Source organism: Streptomyces sp. NBC_00513 (assembly GCF_041431415.1).
Classification (GTDB): Bacteria; Actinomycetota; Actinomycetes; order Streptomycetales; family Streptomycetaceae; genus Streptomyces.
On the sequence record NZ_CP107845.1, the window covers coordinates 8,042,083 to 8,068,149 of the forward strand.

Annotated in this window: 2 protein-coding genes; both read left to right on the forward strand. The window is 74.6% G+C overall.

Features of this window, described 5'->3' with window-relative positions:
- Positions 1-7 precede the first annotated feature (7 nt).
- Positions 8-10,900, forward strand: coding sequence for a type I polyketide synthase (locus OHA84_RS36150; protein ID WP_266967301.1), 10,893 nt, complete (start codon positions 8-10; stop codon positions 10,898-10,900).
- A 65-nt stretch (positions 10,901-10,965) separates the two neighbouring features.
- Positions 10,966-26,052 carry a type I polyketide synthase gene (locus OHA84_RS36155; protein WP_371591620.1) on the forward strand — a complete coding sequence of 5,029 codons (15,087 nt, stop codon included), beginning with the start codon at positions 10,966-10,968 and terminating at the stop codon, positions 26,050-26,052.
- Positions 26,053-26,067 lie beyond the last annotated feature (15 nt).

Below are 26,067 nucleotides of genomic sequence, written 5' to 3' on the forward strand. Positions count from 1 at the left end.
GACCCAGGTGTCTGACCTCCAGGCGAACAAGGCGAACAACAACGAGGAAAAGCTGCGCTACTTCCTCAAGCGGGTGTCGGCCGACCTCCACGAGGCCCGCGAGCGGCTGCGCGACCTCGACGCCGCGCAGCACGAGCCGATCGCCATCGTCGCGATGAGCTGCCGTTTCCCCGGCGGGATCACCTCACCCGAGGGCCTCTGGCAGTTCCTCGCGGACGGCGGGGACGCCATCACCGGCTTCCCCGCAGACCGCGGCTGGGACCTCGAGTCCCTCTACGACCCCGACCCGGACCACCGCGGCACCAGCCATGTCCGGGACGGCGGATTCCTCGACGGGATCGACCTCTTCGACGCCGGGCTCTTCGACATCTCGCCGCGCGAGGCACTCACCATGGACCCCCAGCAGCGTCTGCTGCTGGAGTCCTGCTGGGAGACCTTCGAACGGGCCGGGATCGACCCCACCGCCCTCAAGGGCAGCCGTACCGGCGTGTTCACGGGCGTGATGTACCACGACCACACCTCGGTGCTCGCGCAGGCCGTGGAGGACGTCGACGGCTACATCGGCACGGGCAGCGCCGCGAGCGTCGTCTCCGGTCGCGTGTCCTACACCTTCGGTCTGGAAGGGCCCGCGGTGACCGTCGACACCGCGTGTTCCTCCTCCTTGGTCGCCCTGCACCTCGCCGTCCAGGCGCTCCGGCGAGGCGAATGCGACCTGGCCCTCGCGGGCGGGGTGACCGCGATGCTCACCCCGACGTCCTTCGTCGACTTCAGCCGCCAGCGGGGACTGGCCGCCGACGGCCGCTGCAAGCCCTTCGCCGCCGCAGCCGACGGCACGGGCTGGAGCGAGGGGCTGGGCATGCTCCTGGTCGAGCGGCTGTCCGACGCCCGCCGCAACGGCCACCAGGTCCTGGCCGTGGTCCGCGGGTCGGCCGTGAACCAGGACGGCGCCTCGAACGGCCTCACCGCCCCGAACGGCCCCTCGCAGCAACGGGTGATCCTCCAGGCGCTCGCAGACGCGGGGCTGTCCGCCAACGAGGTCGACGCGGTGGAGGCCCACGGCACGGGAACGACGCTCGGTGACCCGATCGAGGCCCAGGCGCTGCTGGCCACGTACGGGCAGGACCGGCCGGAGGGCCGGCCGCTGTGGCTCGGCTCGCTGAAGTCCAACATCGGGCACACGCAGGCCGCTGCCGGGGTCGGCGGGATCATCAAGATGGTCGAGGCGATGCGGCACGGGGTCCTGCCCAAGACCCTGCACGTGGACGCACCGACCCCGCACGTCGACTGGTCGGCGGGCGCCGTCCGTCTCCTCACCGAGCCCGTTGCCTGGACGGAACACGACCGCCCCCGCCGGGCGGCCGTCTCCTCCTTCGGCTTCAGCGGCACCAACGCCCACGTCGTCATCGAGGAGCCCCCGAAGCCCGAGCACGAACCGGCCGACGGCGAGAGCGGCCCGGTGCGTGCGACGCCCGTACTGCTCTCCGGGAAGAACGAGGCCGCGCTGCGCGCCCAGGCCGCCCGGCTCCTCCTCCACACGGACGACAACCCGGGCCGATCTCTGGCCGACCTGGGCCTGTCGACGGCCACGACCCGGGCCGCCCTGGACCACCGCGCCGCGATCGTGGCAACAGACCGCGACGAACTGCGTCGCGCACTGGAGCTCCTCGCACGGGACGACGCCGGGGGCGCCGCAGGCGCGGTGACAGGGGTCGTCACGCCCCGTCAGACGGTGGCGTTCCTGTTCTCGGGGCAGGGGAGCCAGCGGCTGGGGACGGGGCGTGAGCTGTACGGGGCCTTCCCGGTGTTCGCCGAGGCCTTCGAGGCGGTGTGCTCCGCCCTGGACGCGCACCTCGAACAGCCCCTGAAGGGTGTGGTGTTCGGCGAGGACGCGGAGCTGCTGAACCGGACGGAGTACGCGCAGCCGGCGTTGTTCGCGGTCGAGGTGGCGTTGTTCCGGCTGGTGGAGTCGTGGGGTGTGCGGCCGGACTTCCTGGCGGGGCATTCGGTGGGTGAGTTCGCCGCCGCCCATGTGGCGGGGGTGTTCTCGCTGGAGGATGCGGCGCGGCTGGTGGCGGCGCGCGGCCGTCTGATGCAGGCACTCCCGGCCGGGGGCGTCATGGTCGCGGTCCAGGCCTCGGAGGACGAGGTACGTGAACTGCTGGCCGGTCATGAGGACCGTGCGGGCATCGCCGCCGTCAACGGGCCTTCGTCCGTGGTTATTTCGGGAGCGGAGGATGCCGTAGCTGCTGTCGTCGACCAGCTTTCGGCCGACGGCCGGAAGACCAAGGCCCTGACCGTCTCGCATGCTTTCCACTCGCCGCTCATGGATCCGATGCTGGCCGAGTTCCGGGCCGTCGTGGAGGGCGTCTCCTTCGGCACCCCGAGCGTGCCCGTCGTCTCCACCCTCACCGGACGCCCGGTGTCAGGGGAGGAGTTCGGCTCCGTCGACTACTGGGTCCGCCACGTCCGCGAAGCGGTCCGCTTCGCCGACGCCGTCACCGCCCTCGCCGACAACGGCGTCCGTACCTTCCTGGAGATCGGCCCCGGCGGTGTCCTCACCGCCCTCGCGCAGACCGCCCTCGGAGACGCCGCGGCCGTCGTCCCCGTGCTGCGCGCGGACCGGCCCGAGGACGTGGCCGTCGCGACCGCCCTCGCCCAGCTCCACGTCCACGGCACAGCCGTCGACTGGACGGCCCTCTACGCCGGGCACGGAGCCCGGCGCGTCGACCTGCCCACGTACGCCTTCCAGCGCGAGCACTACCGGCTGGAGACCCGGCCCGCCACGGGCGACCTCGCCCGCGCCGGTCTCTGGTCGGCCGATCACCCGCTGCTGGGCGCCGTCGTGACCCTGGCCGACGGTGAGGGGGTCCTGCTGACGGGACGGGTGTCCCTCGCCACGCATCCCTGGCTCGCCGATCACGTGGTGACGGGTGCGGTGCTCCTGCCCGGGACCGCGCTCGTCGAGCTGGCGTTCCGGGCCGGCGACCAGGTGGGGTACGCCCGGATCGAGGAACTGACCCTGGAAGCCCCCCTCGTCCTGCCCGAACCGGGCGGCGTACAGCTCCAGGTGGTCGTCGACGGACCCGGCCCGGACGGCCTGCGTGCGGTGCGCGTCTACTCGCGGCACGACGACGCCCTGGCGGCGGACGCCTGGACCTGCCACGCGTCGGGGTTCCTGTCGGCCGGTGCGGACGCGCCCTCCGATCCGGCGCTCGGCGAGTGGCCGCCCGCCGGAGCCGAGCCGCTCGACGCCGACGCCCTGTACGAGCGGATGTCGGGGTTCGGCCTGGAGTACGGGCCGGTGTTCCGGGGCGTGCGGACCGGGTGGCGGCGCGGGGACGAGATGTTCGCGGAGATCGCCCTGCCCGACGGAACCGACGTCACCGGCTTCGGCATGCACCCCGCACTTTTCGACGCAGTCCTCCACGCGGCGGGCCTCGACGCCCGAGCGGCGCGGGCCGACGGGCCCCGGATCCCGTTCGCGTGGAGCGGGGTCGAGCTCCACGCGACCGGGGCCACCGCGTTACGGCTCCGCCTCACCCCGGCGGGCGGGGACGGCGCGATGTCGCTGTCCCTCGCGGACGCCACGGGCCGTCCGGTGCTCTCCGTAGGGTCCCTGGACCTGCGCCCGGTGAGGGCGGAGCAGCTGACCGCCGCCGGGGGAGGGCGCGCGGGCGGGCTGTTCCGGCTGGAGTGGAAGCCGGCCGCGGACTCGCCCCCCGCCACCGACCTCCCCGTCGCGCTGATCGACACCCTGGCCGGCCTGCCCGCTCTGCACGCCGACGGGACCCCCGTACCGCCCGTGGTGGCGGTACGGGCGCCGGTACTGCTCCCGGAAGGTGCCGGGGCCGACACCGCGGACCGTCCGGCCGTGGCCGCCCAGGCGGCGCTGGCCCTGGTGCAGGACTGGACGTCGGACGAGCGGTGCGCCGCATCGCGCCTGCTGGTCGTCACCCGGGGCGCCGTCGCCGTCGATCCTGCCTCGGCCGCCGACCCCGCGCAGGCGGCGGTCTGGGGCCTGGTGCGTTCGGCGCAGTCGGAGAACCCCGGCCGCTTCGTCCTCGTCGACATCGAGGGCGAGGTGGACGACGACGTGGACGGCGACGACCTGGCGCGGCTCGCGGCCGCTGCCGCCACGGGCGAGCCGCAGGTGGCGGTACGCGGGAAGGCATTGTTCGCGCCCCGGCTGGTGCGCGCGACCGAAGCACCGACGGGCGGCGACGTCGGCACCGTGTTCCCGGCGCACGGCACGGTCCTGGTCACCGGCGCGTCCGGGGTACTGGGGCGCGTCGTGGCACGGCACCTGGTCACCGAGCACGGCGTCCGACGGCTGGTCCTGGCGAGCCGTCGCGGTCCCGCCGCCGACGGCGCGGCCGAGTTCGCGGCCGAGCTGGGCGTCCTGGGCGCCGTGGTGGACACCGTGGCCTGCGACGTGGCCGACCGGGAGGCCCTGGCCGGGCTGCTGGGCGCGCTGCCGGCGGCCCACCCGCTGACGGGCGTCGTGCACGCGGCGGGCGTGACCGATGACGGCGTGCTGCCGGCCCTGACGCCCGAACGGGTACGGAAGGTGTTCGGCCCGAAGGTGGCGGGCGCCCTCCACCTGGACGAACTGACCCGGGACCTGGACCTGTCGGCCTTCGTCCTCTTCTCCTCCGCCGCCGGCGTCTTCGGCAACGCCGGACAGGGCAACTACGCCGCCGCGAACGCCGCCCTCGACGCCCTGGCCCACACCCGCCGCGCGGCCGGCCTGCCCGGTGTGTCGCTGGCCTGGGGCCTGTGGGCGAGCACCAGCACGCTCACCGCCACCCTGGCCGAGGCCGACCACCGGCGCATCGGCCGCTCCGGTCTCCTCGCACTGGAGACGGCAGAGGGCCTCGGCCTCCTCGACGCAGCCCTGCGTTCCCCCGCACCGCTGCTCTTACCCGCCCGCTGGGACCTCCCCGTGCTCCGCGAACAGGCCCGCGCGGGAACACTGCCCCCGCTCCTGCGCGACCTGGTCCCCGTCCCCGTACGCCGTACCGAAGCAGCCTCGGAGGGCTCCGGGGACGCGGCCCGCTCCGCACTGTCCGAGCGGCTGCGGGACCAGCCCGAAGGCCGACGCACCGAGCTGCTTGTCGAACTCGTCCGCACGCACGCGGCCGCCGTACTGGGCCACGGCCGACCCGCATCCGTACAGGCGACCCAGGCGTTCCGCGAGCTCGGCTTCGACTCGCTCACCGCCGTCGAACTCCGCAACCGCCTCGCCTCCGCGACCGGCGTACGACTGCCCGCCGGGCTCGTATTCGACCACCCGACCCCCGACGCCCTCGCCCGCCACCTGCTCGGCCAACTGGACGGAACCCGCCCCGCCGCGCCCGCCCGGACCGCCACCCCGGCCGGGGGAGCCGCCGACGAGCCCCTCGCCATCGTCGCCATGAGCTGCCGCTACCCGGGCGGCGTACGGTCCCCCGAGGACCTGTGGCACCTGCTCTCCACCGGCACCGACGCCATCTCCGACTTCCCCACCGACCGTGGATGGGACCTCGACCTCCTCGCGGAGGACGGAGCCACCGGCTCCAGCAGCACCCGCAAGGGCGGATTCCTCTACGACGCGGGCGAGTTCGACGCCGGATTCTTCGGGATCTCCCCGCGCGAGGCCCTCGCCATGGACCCGCAGCAGCGGCTGCTGCTGGAGACCTCCTGGGAGGCGTTCGAGCGGGCCGGCATCGACCCCGCCACCCTGCGCGGCTCCCGTACGGGTGTCTTCACCGGCGTGATGTACCACGACTACGCATCCTCGCTCCAGGCGGTACCGGAAGGCGTGGAAGGCTTCCTCGGCACCGGCAACTCCGGCAGCGTCATCTCCGGCCGCCTCTCCTACACCTTCGGCCTCGAAGGCCCCGCGGTGACGGTGGACACCGCCTGCTCCTCTTCGCTCGTCGCCCTGCACCTGGCGGTCCAGGCGCTGCGCCAGGGCGAGTGCGAACTCGCCCTGGCGGGCGGTGTGACCGTCATGGCCGGCCCGGGCGCCTTCATCGAGTTCAGCCGCCAGCGGGGACTGGCCGTCGACGGCCGTTGCAAGTCCTTCGCCGCCGAGGCCGACGGGACCGGCTGGGGCGAGGGCGTCGGCATGCTGTTGGTGGAGCGGTTGTCGGACGCGCGGCGTAAGGGTCATCCGGTGCTGGCGGTGGTGCGTGGGTCGGCCGTGAACCAGGACGGTGCCTCGAACGGCCTGACGGCGCCGAACGGTCCTGCGCAGCAGCGGGTCATTGAACAGGCCCTGGCGAGTGCCGGGTTGTCGGCTTCGGATGTGGATGTGGTGGAGGCGCACGGTACGGGTACGAGGCTCGGTGACCCGATCGAAGCGCAGGCGCTGCTGGCCACGTACGGGCAGGACCGGCCGGAGGGCCGGCCGCTGTGGCTGGGTTCGCTGAAGTCCAATATCGGGCACACCCAGGCCGCCGCAGGTGTGGGCGGGATCATCAAGATGGTCGAGGCGATGCGGCACGGGGTCCTGCCCAAGACCCTGCACGTGGACGCACCGTCCCCGCACGTCGACTGGTCGGCGGGCGCCGTCCGTCTCCTCACCGAGCCCGTTGCCTGGACGGAACACGACCGGCCCCGCCGGGCGGCCGTCTCCTCCTTCGGCTTCAGCGGCACCAACGCCCACGTCGTCCTCGAACAGGTACCGGCCCTCACCCGGAGCGACCCGGAGACGACACCAGCAGGCCCCCTCGTCGCGCCCTGGGTCCTGTCCGCCAAGAGCCCGGACGCGCTGCGCGAGCAGGCGCGGCGGCTGCTGTCGTACGCGAAGGCACACGTCCTCGGAGACGACGGACACCGCGAGGTGGCGTATGCGCTGGCCGCCGGCCGTACCCCGCTGGAACACCGCGCCGCTGTGGTGGCACCGGACGCGGCCGGCGTCCTGGAGGGGCTGGCGGCCCTCGCACACGGCGACGCGTCCCGGTCCGTGGTGCGGGCCGTCGCCGTGCCCGGAGGGAAGAGGGCGTTCCTGTTCTCCGGGCAGGGGAGTCAGCGGCTGGGCATGGGGCGTGAACTGCACACGGCCTTCCCGGTGTTCGAGGAGGCCTTCGAGGCGGTGTGCTCCGCCCTGGACGCGCACCTCGAACAGCCCTTGCGGGACGTCGTGTTCGGTGAGGACGCGGAGCTGCTGAACGGGACCGGGTGCGCGCAGCCGGCGTTGTTCGCGGTCGAGGTGGCGCTGTTCCGGCTGGTGGAGTCCTGGGGTGTGCGGCCGGACTTCCTGGCGGGGCATTCGGTGGGGGAGTTCGCCGCCGCGCATGTGGCGGGGGTGTTCTCGCTGGAGGATGCGGCGGCTCTGGTGGCTGCTCGCGGTCGTCTGATGCAGGCGCTCCCGGCCGGGGGTGTCATGGTGGCGGTGCAGGCCTCGGAGGGCGAGGTACGTGAACTGCTGGCCGGTCACGAGGACCGTGCGGGTATCGCCGCCGTCAACGGACCGTCATCGGTGGTGGTTTCGGGCGCGTCGGACGCCGTGACCGCCGTCGTCGACCGTCTGTCGGCCGACGGCCGGAAGACCAAGGCGCTCTCGGTCTCGCACGCCTTCCACTCGCCGCTCATGGACCCGATGCTGGCCGACTTCCGCAAGGTCGTGGAGACGGTCACCTTCCACCCCCCGCGCGTGCCCGTCGTCTCCACGCTGACCGGTGAGCCGGTGTCGGGGGAGGAGTTCCGCTCCGTCGAGTACTGGGTGCGCCACGTCCGCGAGCCGGTGCGCTTCGCGGATGCCGTCACCGCCCTAGCCGGTGAGGGCGTGAGCACCTTCCTGGAGATCGGGCCGGGCGGTGTCCTCACCGCCATGGCCGAGGACGTGCTCGACGGCGGTCCCACCGTCATCCCCGTCCTGCGCGCCGACCGGCCCGAGCCCCTGACCGTCACCGCCGCCCTCGCCCAGCTCCATGTCCACGGCACCCCCGTCGACTGGACCGCCGTCTTTCCCGAACACCGCCTTCAGCGCTTCGACCTGCCCACCTACCCCTTCCAACGCACCCGCTACTGGCTCGAATCCACCCCCGCACCCGCAAACGTCGCAGCCGCAGGCCTGGCGGAGGCGGGCCACGCCCTGCTCGGGGCCGCGGTCACGCTCGCGGACGGCGACGGGCTCGTCCTGACCGGGCGGCTGTCGCTCGCGACCCACCCCTGGCTCGCCGACCACGTCGTGATGGGGGCCGTACTGCTCCCCGGCACCGCCCTGGTGGATCTGGCCCTGCGCGCCGCTCGCGACGAGGCCGTCCGCTGCGACCGGCTGGACGAGCTGGTCCTCGGGGCCCCGCTCGTCGTGCCGGACGACACCGCCGTCCGGATCCAGGTCCGTGTCGGGGCGCCCGACGGCAACGGCCGCCGCCCCCTGGAGATCCACTCCCGCTCCGAGGACGCGCCGTCCGACGAGCCGTGGACGAGCCACGCCGCCGGGACGCTGACGCCCGACCCGACCACTGACACGGCACCTGTCACGCTCGCGGACTGGCCGCCGTCGGAGGCGGTCGCCGTCGCAGGTGAGGTCCTGGACTCCCTGTACGCGCGGATGGCGGGCCTGGGGCTCGACTACGGCCCGCTGTTCCAGGGGGTGCGCGCCGCGTGGACGTGGGACGACGTCCTCTTCGCCGACGTGGAACTGCCCGACGGGACCGACGCGTCCGGCTTCGGACTGCACCCGGCGCTGCTGGACGCCGCGCTGCACACGATCGCCTTCGGGACCGGCCTCCTCGGCCCCGACGCCGATACCGGTGATCAGGCACGGGTCCCGTTCTCGTGGAGCGGGGTCACCGTGCACGCCGCGCCCCCGGCGGGGGCGTCGGCCCTGCGGATCCGGCTGGCTCCCGCCGGCCCGGACACCGTCTCGCTGCTGGCCGCCGACGGCCTTGGCCGGAGCCTGGTCTCCGTCGACCGGCTCGTCCTGCGGCCGGTCTCCGCCGAGCAGCTCGCCGCCGCACGGGCCGGGGGGTCCCGGGACTCGCTGTTCCGGGTCGACTGGCCCGTACTGGCCCTGCCGCAGGTGCCGGACCCGGACGCGCCGACGGCCGCCGACCACATCGTGGAACTCGCTCCGGGAGGGTCGGACGCCCCGGACACCGCCGGACACCCGGCCACTTCGCCTGAGGCCGTACGCTCCGTCGCCCGCCGCGCGCTGGCCCTCGTGCAGGAGTGGCTGACGGCCTCCGACGCCGATGCCGATGCGACGGACGCGCGACGGCTGGTCCTCGTGACCCGGAACGCGGTCGCCGTCGACGCCGACGACGCCGGGCGGCTGGACCCGGCCCAGGCAGCGGTGTGGGGCCTGGTCAGGTCCGTCCAGGCCGAGCATCCCGGACGCCTCGTCCTGGTGGACGCGGACCGCGCGCAGCCGGACGCGCTGACGGCCGTACTCGCCACCGGCGAGCCGCAGGCGACCCTCCGGGACGGCCGGGCGTTCGTACCGCGGCTGGCACGCGCGGCCGGCGCGGTGGCTCCGGGGCTGCCCGCCTCCCTGGGGCTGGACCCGGCGGGCACCGTCCTGGTGACGGGTGCGACGGGTGCGCTCGGCCGGCTCGTGGCACGGCACCTGGTGGCGGCCCACGGCGTGCGGCACCTGGTGCTGACCAGCCGCCGGGGGCCCGGCGCCGACGGCGCGGCCGCCTTCGCCGCCGAACTGGGTGCGCTGGGAGCCGAAGTGGTCACCCTGGCGTGCGACACGGGGGACCGTACCGCGCTCGCCGCCGTCCTCGACGGCATCCCGGCCGCCCACCCCCTGACCGGGGTCGTGCACGCCGCCGGTGTGCTCGACGACGCGCTCGTGGGCGCGCTGACACCGCAGCGGCTGGACGACGTCCTGGGGCCCAAGGCCGACGCCGCCCTCCACCTGCACGAACTGACCCGGGACACGGACCTCGCCGCCTTCGTCCTCTTCTCCTCGCTCGCCGGTACGTTCGGCAACGCGGGCCAGGCCGCCTACTCCGCCGCCAACGCCTGCCTGGACGCCCTCGCGCAGTCGCGCCGGGCGGCCGGACTCCCGGCCGTCTCGCTGGCCTGGGGTCCCTGGGCCGACGCCGACGGCATGCGAGGGATGGCCGACCCCGCCGTCCTCGCCCGGATGGCCCGGGCCGGAGTGGCGCCGCTCTCCCCGGACGAGGGCCTCGCGCTCTTCGACACCGCGACCACCCCCGGCGCGACCGGCACCCACCCGGACGCCGTGCTCCTGCCCGTACGGCTGAACCTCCCCGCTCTCCGCCACCGGGCCGCGACCGAGCCGCTCCCCGCCCTGCTGCGCGGCCTCGTACGAGCCCCCGCGCGACCGGCGCGGGCCGCCGGACCAGGGACGGCCGCGCTGGCCGGGCAACTGGCCGGGGCGTCGCCGGACAAGCGCCGCCGGATCCTGCTCGGCGTTGTGAGGAGCCAGGTCGCCGCCGTGCTGGGGCACGCCTCCTCCGAGGCGGTCGGCGCCGCGCAGGCGTTCCGGGACCTCGGCTTCGACTCGCTGACCGCCGTCGAACTGCGCAACCACCTCGGCGCGCTCACCGGGCTACGCCTCCCGGCGAGCCTGCTGTTCGACTACCCGACCCCGACGGCCCTCGCCGAGCACCTCGGCGCCGCGCTGCCCGCCAGCGGGGGCGCCGGGGGCGGCGGGACGGACCCGGGCCCCTCCCTGCTCTCCGAGATCGACCGCCTGGAAGCCGCGTTCGCGCAGTCCCCGTACGACAGGGCGACGCGCGCCACGGCCGCCCTCCGGCTGGAGGTCCTGCTCGCGAAATGGCGCGAAGCGGTCCGCGACACCGGGCACGGCATCGGGCACGACACCGGCCACGAGTTCGGGGACCAGCCCGGGGACGAAGCCGCGGCCGAGATCGAGGAGGCCTCCGATGAGGAACTCTTCGACCTGCTCGACGGCGAGCTCGGCACCCACTGATCGCCACTGATCGACCAGCACGACATCCCTTCGCGTTGAGGAACAGAACCCAGATGACGACAGACGTGAACAAGCTCCGCGACTACCTCAAGCGTGCCACCGTCGATCTGCGGCACGCGCGCCGGCGACTGCGCGAGGCCGAGGGCAAGAACCGCGAACCGATCGCGATCGTGGGCATGAGCTGCCGCTTCCCCGGCGGCGTCCGCTCCCCGGAGGACCTGTGGGAGCTGATCGCCTCCGGCGGCGACGCGATCTCCGGCTTCCCCACCGACCGGGGCTGGGACCTCGACGCGCTCTACGACCCGGACCCCGACAACCCGGGGACGAGCTACGCGCAGGAAGGGGGATTCCTCTACGAGGCGGGCGAGTTCGACCCCGGATTCTTCGGGATCGGCCCCCGCGAGGCCCTCGCCATGGACCCCCAGCAGCGGCTGGTCCTGGAGGCCTCCTGGGAGGCGGTGGAAGGGGCCCGGCTCGACCCGCTGTCCCTGCGCGGCAGCCGCACCGGGGTGTTCGCCGGGGTCATGTACCACGACTACGTCTCCCGTCTCCCGGCCGTGCCCGAAGGCATCGAGGGATACGTCAGCACGGGCAACACCGGCAGCGTCGTGTCCGGCCGCATCGCCTACACCCTGGGGCTGGAAGGCCCCGCCGTGACCATCGACACCGCCTGCTCCTCCTCCCTCGTGGCGCTGCACCTCGCCGTCCAGGCCCTGCGCCAGGGCGAGTGCGACCTCGCGCTCGCGGGCGGTGTGACGGTGATGGCCGGGCCGACGACGTTCGTCGAGTTCAGCCGCCAGCGCGGACTGTCGTCCGACGGCCGCTGCCGGGCGTTCTCGGCGTCGGCCGAAGGCACCGGCTGGTCCGAGGGCGTCGGCATGCTGCTCGTCGAACGGCTCTCCGACGCGGTCCGGCTGGGCCACCCCGTGCTGGCCGTCGTCCGGGGCTCCGCCGTCAACCAGGACGGCGCGAGCAACGGCCTCACCGCACCCAACGGCCCCGCCCAGCAGCGCGTCATCCACCAGGCCCTGGCCAACGCCCTGCTGTCCCCGTCCGACGTGGACATCGTCGAGGCCCACGGCACCGGCACCACCCTCGGCGACCCGATCGAGGCCCAGGCGCTCCTGGCCACGTACGGCCAGGACCGGCCGGCGGACCGGCCACTGTGGCTGGGCTCCGTCAAGTCCAACCTGGGGCACACCCAGGCGGCGGCAGGCGTCGCCGGGATCATCAAGATGGTGCAGGCCCTGCGCCACGGCGTCCTGCCGAAGACCCTGCACGCCGACGAGCCGACCCCGCACGTCGACTGGTCGGCCGGGGCCGTCTCCCTGGTCACCGAGAACGCCGCCTGGCCCGACACCGGCAGGCCCCGGCGCGCCGGTGTGTCCGCCTTCGGCGTCAGCGGCACCAACGCGCACATCGTCATCGAACAGCACCTCGCGACCGCCGAAGCCCCGACCGCCGAAGCCCCGACCGCCGAAGCCCCGGACGGCGAGAGCTCCGACGCGGCCGCCGAGGCGGGCGCACCCGCCGCCCCCGCCCGCACCGCCGTCGCGCCCGGCACCGGGCTCCCGCTCGTCCCGTGGGCCCTCTCCGGCAGGAGCGCCGCCGCCCTCACGGCACAGGCCGCCCGGCTGCGCACCCACCTTGCCGCTGGACAGCCCGCCACCGGCCCGGCCACCGGCGCCGACACCCTCGACATCGCCTACTCCCTCGCCACCACCCGCACCGCCTTCCCCCACCGCGCCGTCCTCCTCGCGCCGGACCGGGCCGGACTCGACCGGGCCCTGGACGCCCTCGCCGACGGGCAGCCCGACGCCGCCGGCCCGGCCCTCGTACGCGGCACCGCCGACGACACCCGCCAGGTCGCCTTCGTCTTCCCCGGCCAGGGCTCCCAGTGGCCGGGCATGGCCGTCGAACTCCTCGACACCGCCCCCGTCTTCCGCGAGCGGATCCGCCAGTGCGAGGAGGCCCTCGCCCCGCACGTCGACTGGTCGCTGACCGAGGTCCTGCGGGGCGCGCCCGGGGCCCCCGGCTTCGACCGGGTCGACGTCGTCCAGCCCGTCCTGTTCGCCGTCATGGTGTCCCTGGCCGAGCTGTGGCGCTCCCACGGCGTCCACCCTGCGGCCGTCGCGGGCCACAGCCAGGGCGAGATAGCGGCCGCGTGCGTGGTCGGCGCGCTCTCCCTCGCGGACGCGGCGAAGGTGGTGGCGCTGCGCAGCCAGGCCTTGACCGCGCTCTCCGGCCGGGGCGGCATGCTGTCCGTCGCCCTGCCGCTGGAGGACCTCACGCCCCGGATGGCGCACTGGGGCGAGCGGCTGTCCGTCGCCGCCGTGAACAGCCGGACGTCCACCGTCGTCTCGGGCGATTCCGACGCGCTCACCGAACTGCGCGACGCCCTGCATACCGACGAGGTCCGGGCCCGGCTGATCGCCGTGGACTACGCCTCCCACTCCGCGCACGTCGAGGCGGTCCGCGAACGCGTCCTCGACGCACTGGCCGACATCACCCCGCAGGCCTGCGACGTGCCCTTCTACTCCACGGTCACCGGCACGGTCGTGGACACCGACACCCTCGACGCCGATTACTGGTACCGCAGCCTGCGCCGGACCGTACGGTTCGAAGAGGCCACCCGCGCCCTCGTACGGGACGGCCACGACGCCCTCATCGAGGTCAGCGCGCACCCGGTGCTGACCATCGGCATCCAGGAAACCCTCGACGACCTCGGCTGGAACGCCGTCACCCTCGGCACCCTGCGCCGCGGCGAAGGAGGCACCGACCGCTTCCTGCGCTCCGCCGCCGAGGCCCACGCCCACGGCGTCGCCCTCGACTGGACCGCCGTCTTCGCCGGCACCGGCGCCCGCCGGACCGCCCTGCCCACCTACGCCTTCCAGCACGAGCGGTACTGGCTCGACGCCCCGCACACCGCCGCGGACGCCGCGGGCCTCGGCCTGGCCTCCTCCGACCACCCGCTGCTCGGCGCCGTCGTCAGCCTCGCCGACTCCGACGGCCTGCTGCTGACCGGCCGGCTGGCCACGCACACCCACCCCTGGCTCGCCGACCACGTGGTGATGGGCGCGGTCATCCTGCCCGGCACGGCCTTCGTGGAACTCGCCGTCCGCGCGGGCGACCACCTCGGCTGCGACACCCTGGCCGAACTCACCCTCCAGGCACCGCTGGTCCTGCCCGAGCGCGGCGGCGTCGTCGTCCAGGTCGCGGTCGGCCCGGCCGACGGATCCGGCAACCGGGACGTCGCCGTCCACTCCCGCCCCGACAGCGCGGCCCCCGAGGACAGCTGGACCTGCCACGCCACCGGCCTGCTGACCTCGGCCCCCGACGCCGAGCCCCCCGCGCAGGACCCGGCCGTCTGGCCGCCCGCCGGCGCGACCGCCGTCGAACTCGGCGGGTTCTACCCCGAGCTCGCCGCCCGCTCCTTCGCCTACGGCCCCGCCTTCCAGGGCCTGCACGCCGCCTGGCGCCTCGGCGACGAGGTCTTCGCCGAGGTGGCCCTGCCCACGGACGCCTCCGGCTCCTCCGACGCCGTCAAGTACGGGCTGCACCCGGCCCTGCTCGACGCGGCCCTGCACGGGGTCGGCTTCGGCCCGCTCGGCGACATGGGCACCGGGCGGATGGCCTTCGCCTGGGAGGACGTACGCCTGCACGCCACCGGGGCCACCCGGCTGCGGGTCCGGCTGACACCGGCAGGCGCCGACGCCGTGACCGTCGCCGCCACGGACGGCAGCGGCCGGGCCGTGGCCACCGTCGGCACGCTTACCTTCCGCGAGGTGCGCGAGGAACACCTGCGGGCCGCGCTCACCGATCACCACGAGTCCCTCTACCGCGTCGACTGGCCCGTCCAGCCCCTCGCGGACGCCGTGCCCGCCCCCACCACGCCGTGGGCCGTGGTCGGCGTCACCCCCGAGACGGACACCGACGAGGTCGCCCGCGCCCTGCGCGGCGCGGGCCTGCCCGCGGACACCCACCCGGACCTGGCCGCCCTCACCGCGGCGATCACCGCGGGCGCGCCGGTACCCGCGACCGTGGCCGCCGTCGTGAGCGCCTCGAGCGCCGATGCCGATGCCGACGCCGTCCGGGCTACCGCGCGGGACGCCCTCGCCCTCGTCCAGGCCTGGCTGGCCGACGAACGCCTCGCCGCCTCCCGGGTGGTCGTCCTCACCCGGGACGCCGTCCCGGCACCACCCGGCGACACCGAAGACCCCGTACGGGAGACACGGCCCGCGCACGCGCCCGTCTGGGGTCTGCTCCGCTCCGCCCAGTCCGAGCACGCCGAGCGCCTGGTCCTGGCCGACACCGACGGCGCCCCGGACTCCCTGCGCCGCCTCGCTGCGGCCGTCGCCACCGGAGAACCCCAACTCGCCCTGCGCGCCGGACGGATGTCCGTACCCCGGCTGACCCGGGTGCCCGTCACCACCGAGCCCGCGCCCGCCCGCGCCCTGGACCCGCAGGGCACCGCCCTGATCACCGGGGGCACCGGCGCGCTCGGCAGGCTCGTCGCCGCGCACCTCATCACCACCCACGGCGTCCGCAACATCGTCCTCACCGGCCGCCGCGGCCCCGACGCCGCCGGAGCCGCCGCACTGCGCGACGAACTCACCGCACTCGGCGCCACCGTCACCGTCGCCGCCTGCGACGCCGCCGACCGCGACGCCCTGGCCGCCCTCCTCGCCGGCCTCCCCGCCGACCGGCCGCTCACCGCCGTCGTCCACGCCGCCGCCGTGGTGGCCGGGGGACTCGTCGACGCCCTCACCCCGGACGACCTCGACCAGGTCCTGAAGCCCAAGGTCGACGCCGCACTCAACCTCCACACCCTCACCCGCGACCTCGACCTCGCGGCCTTCGTTCTCTTCTCCTCCTTCGCCGGCACCCTCGGCGGCGCCGGACAGGCCGCCTACGCGGCCGGCAACGCCTTCCTGGACGCCCTCGCCCACCAGCGCCGGGCCCAAGGCCTCCCCGCCTCCGCCCTCGCCTGGGGCGTCTGGGACGAGCGCGGCGACCAGACCCGCCTGGAGACGGGCGACCTGCGCCGGATGACCCGCGCCGGCCTCGTCCCGCTCGGCGCGGAAGAGGGCCTGCGCCTCCTCGACACCGCCCTCACCCTGGACGACGCGGCCCTGGCACCCGTACGCCTCGACCTGGCCGCCATGCGCGCCCAGGCGGCCGCAGGCCCCGTACCGCCCCTGCTGCGCGGCCTGATCCGCACCCCCTCCCGGCGCACCGCGCAGACCGCGCCCGGCCCCGGAAGCCACTCCGAGGAACTCTCCCGGCTGGCCGCGCTGCCGCCCGCGGAGCGCAAGGACACCCTGCTCACGCTCGTCCGCCGGCAGGTGGCCGCCGTACTCGGCCACACCGCCCCCGACGCCGTCGACCCCGGACGGGCCTTCCGGGAACTGGGCTTCGACTCCCTGGCCGCGATGGAACTGCGCAACCGGCTCGCCACCGCCACCGGAGTCCGCCTGCCCGCCACCGTCGTCTTCGACCACCCCACCCCCGCGGCACTCGCCGGCCACCTCCTGGACGAGATCCCCGGCGGCCACCCCGGCACGGCCCTGGTCACAGCCGCGCCGGTCCCCCTCCCGGGGGCGGACACCGGCGAACCCGTCGCCATCGTCGCCATGAGCTGCCGCCTGCCCGGCGAGGTCCGCAGCCCGGAAGACCTCTGGGACCTCGTCGCGAGCGGAACCGACGCCATCACCGGCCTCCCCGTCAACCGCGGCTGGGACCTCGACGCCCTCTACGACCCGGACCCCGACCACCCGGGCACCAGCTACGTCCGGGAAGGCGGATTCCTCCACGACGCGGGCGACTTCGACCCCGAATTCTTCGGCATCTCCCCGCGCGAGGCCCTCTCCATGGACCCCCAGCAGAGGCTGCTGCTGGAAACCTCCTGGGAGGCGTTCGAACGGGCCGGCATCGACCCCGCCACCCTGCGCGGCAGTCGCACCGGAGTCTTCGCCGGCACCAACGGCCAGGACTACGCCGTCGGCCTCTCCCACCAGGGGAAGGACGGCACGGAGGGTATGGAAGGCCACCTCCTCACCGCCAACTCCGCCTCCGTCGTATCGGGACGGCTCTCCTACACCTTCGGCCTCGAAGGGCCGGCGGTGACGGTGGACACCGCGTGCTCCTCGTCCCTGGTCGCCCTGCACCTCGCCGCGCAGTCCCTACGCCGGGGCGAGTGCGACCTCGCCCTGGCCGGCGGCGTCACCGTCATGTCGACCCCGGGCGCGCTCATCGGCTTCAGCCGCCAGCGCGGGCTGTCCCAGGACGCCCGCTGCCGCGCCTTCGCCGCCTCGGCCGACGGCACCGGCCTGGCCGAGGGCGCGGGCATGCTCCTCGTCGAACGCCTCTCGGACGCCCGCCGCAACGGCCACCGGGTCCTGGCTCTCCTACGGGGCTCCGCGATCAACCAGGACGGTGCCTCGAACGGCCTGACGGCCCCCAACGGCCCGGCGCAGCAGCGCGTCGTCCGCCAGGCCCTGGCGGACGCGGGCCTGGCCGCCGGCGACGTCGACGCGGTCGAGGCCCACGGCACGGGCACCACCCTCGGCGACCCGATCGAGGCCCAGGCCCTGTTGAAGTCCTACGGCACTGACCGCCCGGCCGACCGGCCCCTGTGGCTGGGCACGGTCAAGTCCAACATCGGTCATACCCAGGCTGCGGCTGGTGTGGCGGGTGTGATCAAGATGGTGATGGCGATGCGTCATGGCGTGTTGCCGAGGACGTTGCACGTGGACGAGCCGTCCCCGCATGTGGACTGGTCTGCGGGTGCGGTGCGGTTGCTCACGGAGCCGGTGGAGTGGGCGGAGTACGGTCGTCCGCGCCGGGCGGGCGTGTCCTCGTTCGGTGTCAGTGGCACCAACGCCCACGTCGTCATCGAACAGGCCCCCGCCGAAGGCGCCGACGAGCCCCGCCCCGCGCCGCAGGACGCCGACACACGACGACCGGCGGTGCCCTGGCTGATCTCCGCGAAGGACGAAACCAGCCTGCGCTCCCAGGCGGAACGCCTCCTCGCCCACATCCGCTCCACCCCCGGACCCGACGCCACCGACATCGCCCTCTCCCTGGCGACCACCCGCACCGCCTTCCCGCACCGCGCGGCGGTCATCGGCGCCGACCACGACCAGCTCGTCCAGGGACTGACAGCCCTGGCACACGGCGACACCTCCGGCACGGAGGCCCTCCAGGGAACGGCATCAGCCGGTGGCAGCCGGACGGCGTTCCTGTTCTCGGGGCAGGGGAGCCAGCGGCTCGGGATGGGGCGTGAGCTGTACGGGGCCTTCCCGGTGTTCGAGGAGGCCTTCGAGGCGGTGTGCTCCGCCCTGGACGCGCACCTCGAACAGCCCTTGCGGGACGTCGTGTTCGGTGAGGACGCGGAGCTGCTGAACGGGACCGGGTGCGCGCAGCCGGCGTTGTTCGCGGTCGAGGTGGCGCTGTTCCGGCTGGTGGAGTCCTGGGGTGTGCGGCCGGACTTCCTGGCGGGGCATTCGGTGGGCGAGTTCGCCGCCGCGCATGTGGCGGGGGTGTTCTCGCTGGAGGATGCGGCGGCTCTGGTGGCTGCTCGTGGTCGTCTGATGCAGGCGCTCCCGGCCGGGGGTGTCATGGTGGCGGTGCAGGCCTCGGAGGGCGAGGTACGTGAACTGCTGGCCGGTCACGAGGACCGTGCGGGTATCGCCGCCGTCAACGGACCGTCATCGGTGGTGGTTTCGGGCGCGTCGGACGCCGTGACCGCCGTCGTCGACCGTCTGTCGGCCGACGGCCGGAAGACCAAGGCGCTCTCGGTCTCGCACGCCTTCCACTCGCCGCTCATGGACCCGATGCTGGCCGACTTCCGCAAGGTCGTGGAGACGGTCACCTTCCACCCCCCGCGCGTGCCCGTCGTCTCCACGCTGACCGGTGAGCCAGTGTCGGGGGAGGAGTTCCGCTCCGTCGACTACTGGGTCCGCCACGTCCGCGAGGCCGTCCGCTTCGGCGACGCGGTCAACTCCCTCGCCGACAACGGCGTCCGTACCTTCCTGGAGATCGGCCCCGGCGGGGTGCTCACCGCCCTGGCTCAGGAATCCCTGGACGAGCACGCGATCACGGTCCCCCTGCTGCGCGCCGACCGCGCCGAGGGCCTGGCGGTCACCACCGGCCTCGCCCAGCTCCACGTTCACGGGATTCCCGTCGACTGGACGGCCGTCCTCGCCGGACGCGGCGCCCGGCGCATCGACCTCCCCACCTACGCCTTCCGCCGCACGCCGTACTGGCTCCACCCCGCCGACCCGCACGAGAGCGGACCCGTGGCGCCCGCCGACCCGGCGGCGGACGGGTTCTGGGAAGCCGTCGACAACCAGGATCTGGCCTCCCTGGCAGGGCAGTTGGAGGTCGACGGGGACTCTCCGCTCAGCACCGTACTCCCCGCCCTGTCCCAGTGGCGTCGGCAGCAGCGGGACCGGTCCCTCGTCGACGGGCGGCGCTATCGGATCGTGTGGAAGCCGCTCACCGGCCGGAAGGCCGCGGAGCTGACCGGTGCCTGGCTGCTCGCCGTCCCCGCGGGCGCCGAGGAGGACCCCACGGTCACCGGTGTCACGGCCGCACTGTCCCGCCACGGCGCCGACGTCGTACCGATGGTCGTAGGCGATGACGAGGACCGTCCGGAGCTGGCCGCACGCCTGCGCCTGGAGCTCGGCGACACCGCGCCGGCCGGAGTCCTGTCGCTGCTCGCGCTCGCCGAGGCGCCGCACCCCGCCCACCCGGAGCTGCCCGCCGGGCTCGCCATGACGACGCTGTTCGTCCAGGCGCTGGGTGACGCAGAGGTAGCGGCGCCGCTCTGGTGCGTCACCGCGGGAGCGGTCGCGGTCGGTCGCTCCGACGCGCTGACCAGCCCTGTCCAGGGGATGGTCTGGGGCCTCGGCCGTTCGTTGGCCCTGGAGTTCCCGGAGCGCTGGGGTGGACTGGTCGACCTGGCCGGTGTGCCGGACGAGCGGACGGCTCGCCGTCTGGTGTCCGTACTGTCCGCCTCCGCACCTGTAGCCGGCTCCGCCGCCGAGGACCAGCTCGCGATCCGCTCGTCCGGGATCTTCGTCCGGCGCCTGGTGCGTGCCGTCACCGGCGCCGTACCGGCCGGTGGCGCCTGGCAGCCGCGCGGCACCGTACTGATCACCGGTGGCACCGGCGCGCTCGGTGCGCGCGTGGCGCGGTACGTCGCCGAGCGTGGCGCGGAACACGTCGTACTGACCGGCCGCCGCGGCCCCGAGGCCCCCGGAGCGGCCGAACTGGCCTCTGAGATGCAGCAGTTGGGTGCCGAGGTCACCGTCGTGGCCTGCGACGTGTCCGACCGTGAGGCCGTCGCCGGCCTGCTCCGGTCGCTGCCCGAGGGCCGGTACCCGCTGTCGGCGGTGGTGCACGCGGCCGGCCTGCCGCAGTTCGCGCCCACCGACTCCCTGGACCTCGGCGACCTCGCGGACGTCGTCTCCGCCAAGGTGTCGGGCGCGACGCACCTCGACGCACTGCTGGGCGACCGGCCCCTCGACGCCTTCGTCCTCTTCTCCTCGGTCGCCGGCGTGTGGGGCAGCGGCCGGCAGGCCGCCTACTCGGCGGCCAACGCGTTCCTCGACGGACTCGCCGAGCGGCGGCGCTCCCGCGGCCTCGCCGCCACGGCGGTGGCCTGGGGTCCCTGGGCGGACGGCGGCATGGTGGACGGCGACGGAGCCGAAGCGCACCTGCGCCGCCGCGGCCTGCCGGCGATGTCCCCGGACACCGCGATCGGTGCGCTCCAGCGGGCCCTGGACCACGACGACACCGCGGTCGTCGTCGCGGACGTCAGCTGGGACCGGTTCGCGCCCGCCTTCACCGTCGCCCGCCCCAGCCCGCTCCTCGCCGACCTGCCGGAGGCGCGCACCGCCCTCGCCGGGACCGCGTCGACCACGGGCAGCGGCGGCCGGGCCGACAGCGCCGCGTCCTCCCTCGGCACCGAGCTCGCGACCCTCGCGGAGCCGGAGCGCCGCCGCGTCCTGCTCGACCTCGTCAGGACCGAGGTGGCCCGCGCGCTCGGCCACCCGGGCCGGGACGCGGTGGCCTCCGACCGGGCCTTCAAGGACCTCGGGTTCGACTCGCTCACCGCCGTCGAACTGCGCAACCGGCTCAACACCGCCACCGGGCTGCGGCTGCCCACCACCCTGGTCTTCGACCACCCCAACGCCGCCACGCTCGCCGGCTTCCTGGCCGGCGAGGTCGCAGGAGAAGCCCCCGCCACCGAAAACGCGAGCGCCGCCATGCCGGCCGCGCGCCCGGCGACGGCCCCCGACGAGCCGATCGCCATCGTCGCCATGAGCTGCCGGTTCCCCGGTGGCGCGAACTCCCCCGAGGAGCTGTGGCAGCTGCTCGTGGACGGCGTCGACGCCATGTCGACCTTCCCCGCCGACCGCGGCTGGAACCTCGACGCCCTGTACCACCCGGACCCCGAGCACCCCGGCACCACGTACGTCGACGAGGGCGCGTTCCTGTACGACGCCGGTCGCTTCGACTCCACGTTCTTCGGGATCTCCCCGCGCGAGGCCCTCGCCATGGACCCGCAGCAGCGGCTGCTCCTGGAAGCCGCCTGGGAGGCACTGGAACGCGCCCGGATCGCACCCTCCGCCGTCCGCGGCAGCCGGACCGGTGTCTTCGTCGGCTCCGGCTACCAGGGCTACGGCGCCGGCCTGGGCGAGCTGCCCGACGGCGTCGAGGGGCACCTGCTCACAGGCGGCTCCAGCAGCGTCATGTCGGGCCGGATCGCGTACTCGCTGGGCCTGGAGGGGCCCGCCATGACCGTGGACACGGCCTGCTCCTCGTCGTTGGTCGCCCTCCACCTGGCCACGCAGGCCCTGCGTCAGGGCGAGTGCGAGCTCGCGCTCGTCGGGGGCGCGGCCGTGATGGCGAGCCCCAACGCCTTCGTGGAGTTCAGCCGGCAGCGCGGGCTGGCCGCCGACGGCCGCTGCAAGCCGTTCGCGGCCGCCTCCGACGGCACCGGCTGGGGCGAAGGCGTCGGCATGCTGCTCGTCGAGCGGCTCTCGGACGCGCAGCGCAACGGCCACCCGGTACTCGCCGTCGTACGGGGCAGCGCGGTCAACCAGGACGGCGCGAGCAACGGCCTCACCGCCCCCAACGGCCCCGCCCAGCAGCGGGTCATCCGACAGGCCCTCGCGAACGCGGGCCTGTCGCCCGCCGACGTCGACGCGGTGGAGGCACACGGCACCGGCACCACCCTGGGCGACCCGATCGAAGCACAGGCGCTCCTGGCCACGTACGGCCAGCACCGGCCGGCCGACCGGCCCCTGTGGCTCGGCTCCCTCAAGTCCAACATCGGGCACACGCAGGCCGCTTCCGGCGTGGCCGGTGTGATCAAGACCGTGATGGCGCTGCGGCACGGCATGCTGCCGAAGACCCTGCACGTGGACGCGCCCACCCCGCACGTCGACTGGTCGGCGGGCGCGGTCCGCCTCCTCACCGAGCCCGTGCCATGGACGGAACACGACCGCCCCCGACGGGCGGCGGTCTCCTCGTTCGGAGTCAGCGGCACCAACGCACACACCATCATCGAGCAGGCCCCGGCCACGGCGCGGGAGGAGAACAGGGCGCCTGCCGAAGGGGGTTACCTGTCCTGGACGGTGTCCGGCAAGAGCGAAGCCTCCCTGCGGGCACAGGCCCGCAACCTCCTGACCCACACGACGAACCACCCGGACCTCGCCCCGGCGGACCTCGCCCTCTCACTGGCCGAGTCCCGCACCGCCCACCCGCACCGCGCGGTCGTCCTCGGCCGCACCACGGCCGAACTGGCCGCAGGCCTGGAGACCCTGAGCCGGGGCGAGTCGGCCGCGGAACTCGTACGGGGCGTCGCGCACCCGGCGGAGGGACGCACCGGGTTCCTGTTCTCGGGGCAGGGGAGTCAGCGGCTGGGGATGGGCCGTGAACTGTACGCGGCCCACCCGGTGTTCGCGGATGCCTTCGACGCGGTGTGTGCTCATGTGGACGGTCACCTGGAGCGTCCGCTGCGCGATGTCGTGTTCGGTGAGGACGCGGAGCTGCTGAACCGGACGGAGTACGCGCAGCCGGCGTTGTTCGCGGTCGAGGTGGCGTTGTTCCGGCTGGTGGAGTCGTGGGGTGTGCGGCCGGACTTCCTGGCGGGGCATTCGGTGGGTGAGTTCGCGGCCGCCCATGTGGCGGGGGTGTTCTCGCTGGAGGATGCGGCGGCTCTGGTGGCTGCTCGTGGCCGTCTGATGCAGGCGCTTCCGGTCGGGGGTGTCATGGTGGCGGTGCAGGCCTCGGAGGGCGAGGTACGTGAACTGCTGGCCGGTCATGAGGACCGTGCGGGCATCGCCGCCGTCAACGGACTGTCATCCGTGGTGGTTTCGGGCGCGGAGGACGCCGTAGTCGCAGTCGTCGACCAGCTGTCAGCGGACGGTCGCAGGACAAAGGCCCTGTCCGTCTCGCACGCCTTCCACTCGCCGCTCATGGACCCGATGCTGGCCGACTTCCGCAAGATCGTCGAAGCCGTCGTCTTCGAAGCCCCGACCCTGCCCATCGTCTCCACCCTCACCGGACGCCCGGTCGCGGCGGAGGAGTTCGGCTCCGTGGACTACTGGGTCCGCCACGTCCGTGAGGCCGTCCGTTTCGCGGATGCCGTCACGGCCCTCGCCGACGAGGGCGTGGGCACCTTCCTGGAGATCGGCCCGGGCGGAGTCCTGACAGCCATGGCCGAGGGTGTCCTCGAAGGCGGCGCCACCGTCATCCCCGTCCTGCGCGCCGACCGTGCCGAGCCCCTGGCCGTCACCACCGCCCTCGCCCAGCTCCACGTCCACGGCACCCCCGTCGACTGGACCGCCGTCCTCGACGGACACGCAGCCCGTACCGTCGACCTCCCCACCTACGCCTTCCAGCGCGAGCACTACTGGCTCGAAACAGCCGCCGTCCCGCCGGCCCGGGGGACCGGATCCGAGGGCTCGGCGGAAGCGGAGTTCTGGGAGGCGGTCGAGAGCGGCCGGCCCGAGGCGCTTGCCGAGCGGCTGGGCGTGGAGTCCGGGGCGCCGCTGGAATCGCTGTTCGGCGCGCTGTCCACCTGGCGTGAGGAGAGCCGTACCCGTTCCACGCTGGACGGCTGGCGCTACCACGCGGTGTGGGAGCCGCTCACCGACATGCCGTCCGGCCGCCTGTCGGGCACCTGGCTGGTCGTGGCGCCGGACGCGGAGGCCGCCGAGCCGTACGTCCGCACGCTGCGCGACCGCGGAGCCGGCCCGCTCACCGTCACCGTCCCCGACCCCGGGGCCGACCGTACGACGCTCACCGCGCTGCTGCGGGACGCGGTGGCGGGGGTCCCGGCACCCGTGGCCGGGGTGCTGTCGCTGCTGGCGTTCGACGAGCGCAGCCACCCGGTCCACACCGGCCTGCCGGCAGGCCTGACGGCCACCGTGGCGCTCGTACAGGCCCTGGCCGCGCAGGAGCTGGACGCGCCGCTGTGGTGCGTCACCGCGGCCGCCGTGTCGGTGCGCGGCTCCGAGCCGCTCACCCGGCCGCTCCAGAGCCTCGTCTGGGGCCTCGGGCGGGCGGTGGCGCTGGAGACCCCGCAGCGCTGGGGCGGTCTGGTCGACCTCCCCGCGACGCCGGACGAGCGGGCGCTCGCGCGGCTGGCCGACGTACTCGGTGACCCCGGCGGCGAGGACCAGCTCGCGGTACGCGCCTCCGGAGTCCTGGCGCGCAGGCTGGCCCGGATGCCCCGGGGCACCGGCGGCGCCGACCGCGCCTGGAAGCCGCGCGGCACCGTACTGATCACCGGTGGTACGGGCTCCCTCGGCGGGCACGCCGCCCGCTGGCTGGCCCGCGGCGGCGCCGAGCACCTGGTCCTCACCAGCCGGCGCGGCGAAGCCGCCCAGGGTGCGTCCGAACTCGCCGCCGAACTCAGGGCGCTGGGCGCCAGGGTCACGGTCGCCGCGTGCGACGTCGCCGACCGCGCGGCCCTCGCGGCCCTACTGGAAGGGCTCGCCGACGACCCGGCACCGCTCACCGCCGTCGTGCACGCCGCGGGACTTCCGCAGTTCTCGGCCGTCGCGGACACGAGCTCGACGGAACTCGCCGCCGTCGTATCGGCCAAGGTCACCGGTGCGGTCCACCTGGACGTGCTGCTCGCTGACCGGGAGCTGGACGCCTTCGTCCTCTTCTCGTCCGTCTCCGGTGTGTGGGGCAGCGGCAGCCAGGCCGCCTACTCCGCGGGCAACGCCTTCCTCGACGCTCTCGCCCAGCACCGCCGGGCCAGGGGACTCGCCGCGACCGCCGTCGCCTGGGGCCCCTGGGCCGAGGGCGGCATGGCCGCCGACGGCGGGGCCGAGGAGTACCTGCGGCGCAGCGGACTGCCCTCGCTGTCCCCGGCCCTCGCGGTGTCGGCGCTCCAACTCGCCATGGACCGCGACGACACCGCGGTGGTGGTGGCCGACGTCGACTGGCCGAGGTTCGCACCGTCCTTCACCATCGGCCGGCCCAGCGCCCTGCTCGCCGCCCTCCCCGAGGCCCGGGCGGCGCTGGACGGCACCGAAGCGGGTGACGCAGCCGACGCCACCACGGCCACGGCCGCGGACCTGGTGCGGAATCTCTCCCGGCGCACCCCGCAGGACCGGCACGAGCTGCTGCTGGAACTGGTCCAGAAGGAGGCCGCGGCCGTACTGGGCTACCCGGGTACGGACGCGGTCGAGCCCGATCGCGCCTTCCGGGACCTCGGCTTCGACTCGCTGACCGCGGTCGAACTCCGCAACCGGATCGGCGCCGCGACGGGGCTGCGGCTCCCGATGACGATGGTCTTCGACCACCCCACCCCCGGCGGGCTCACCGACCGGCTCCTCGACGAGCTGCACCCCGCAGGAGCCGACGGCGGCCACCCGGACGGAACACCGCACGGAAAGCCGGACGAAACCCCGGGCGAAGCCCACGTCCGGCAGGTCCTCGCCTCGATCCCGCTGGCCCGCCTGCGGGACGCCGGGCTGATGGACGCCCTGCTGGACCTGGCGGCAGGGCCGTCCGGCGCCGCCGCCCGCGACCTCGCGAGCAGCCCGGACGCAGGCGCCGCCATCGCGGAGATGGACCTCGACAACCTCATCGAACTGGCGCTTGGCGACAGCGAAGCCTGATCAACGGCCTGAGTA